The organism is Mesorhizobium kowhaii (assembly GCF_042431665.1).
Taxonomy (GTDB): domain Bacteria; phylum Pseudomonadota; class Alphaproteobacteria; order Rhizobiales; family Rhizobiaceae; genus Mesorhizobium; species Mesorhizobium kowhaii.
Window position 1 is genome coordinate 1 of record NZ_JBHLYT010000160.1, and the last position, 1,264, is coordinate 1,264.

A 1,264-nucleotide genomic window follows, 5' to 3' on the forward strand; every position below is an offset into this window, starting at 1 on the left:
TGATCGGCCCTCCACAAGCCGACCTCCTATGAATCACGCAAACTCTCTCTTGGGAATTCCAAAAACTCGCCCGCCGCTAAAAACCTGCCAAAGTAGTGCTAGGCGCTCGGCTACCTCCCTGTCAGCCAAAGTCAGGCGATGATTTAGACGAAGGTAATCCGTCCATGTCGGAGTGCGGAATGTCTCAGTCCAAAGAGTCGGATTCTGAAGATTTCGCTGCAGCGTCCAATTGCGCGCACCGGCACGGGTCTGAACGCGCCGCCTTTCGCGCATGCAGCGCAGAAACGCCTCGATATTAGGTTCGGGGATCGAGTACTCCACCTTGACCACGATTGGACCGCTCCTCGGCCGGAGAGTAAGGGCCAGTTCTGGTGGGATGAAGTCGGCAGCTCCTTGATCCGATTCTTCCCATAGTCGTATCGGCAATACCTTTCCCGCTGCTGCAACCAGCAACAGTGCCACTGCAGCACCTTCCAAAGCCCACGTCAGGGAATAGTTCTGCGCGACAGCTCCCCAGATCCAGCTGCCGGCTGCCATACCGCCGTAGGTCAAAGCGTAATAGATCGACAGAGTGCGACCAACGACCCACCTTGGGCTTGCCAACTGCACACACACGTCGGTTCCGGTCCAGGTGACGACCCAGCCTGCGCCACCGATTGCAAGCGCGATCGCCGCCACCGTCACGGATGATGTGACGGCCAGCAAAAGGCAACACGTTGCGCAGGCAACGGACGCCAGCGTGACCAATCGCTCTTGGGTCGCAATGCGTCTCAAGTAACCATTGCTAATGCCTGCGACAAAGGCACCTGTGCCGAAGCCGGCCAACAGGACGCCGTAAACAAGTGGCCCACCCGCCAGCTGATCGCGGACGAGGAGGGGAAGGAGAGCAAGGATCGAGATGCTCGACAGCCCGAACAAGGTTGCACGCACAATCGCCACTCTGATCTCCGAGGAGATCGCGGTGAAGCGCATGCCATCATGAATGGCGGTCGCCATGCGCTCGCGCGGAAGAGGCGAAGAGCGAACCTGCCACTTGGTGCGCAGGACAGCGCTCAACGGGACCAGGTCGCTCAGCGCCGCCAATGCAAATGCTGCCAGCGGGCCAAGGAAGGCCAAAATAACACCGCCCAGTGCGGGACCTACGCTTCGGACAATATTAACCCGCAGCCTCGATGATTTCGCGGACACCGACCACTTTATGAGCAGGCAGGTTGTCCATCACGACGACATCGTCGGGTTGAAGCGTCGGCACGAGGACGCGGCG

Annotated in this window: 2 pseudogenes; both read right to left on the bottom strand. The window is 59.4% G+C overall.

Annotated features, from left to right (window positions below):
• Positions 1 to 90: 90 nt before the first annotated feature.
• Positions 91 to 1,158: pseudogene (locus ACFFNA_RS36770) on the bottom strand (MFS transporter); the annotation flags it as partial.
• Between the two features lies 1 nt (position 1,159).
• A pseudogene (locus ACFFNA_RS36775) lies at positions 1,160 to 1,264 on the bottom strand (IS630 family transposase); the annotation flags it as partial.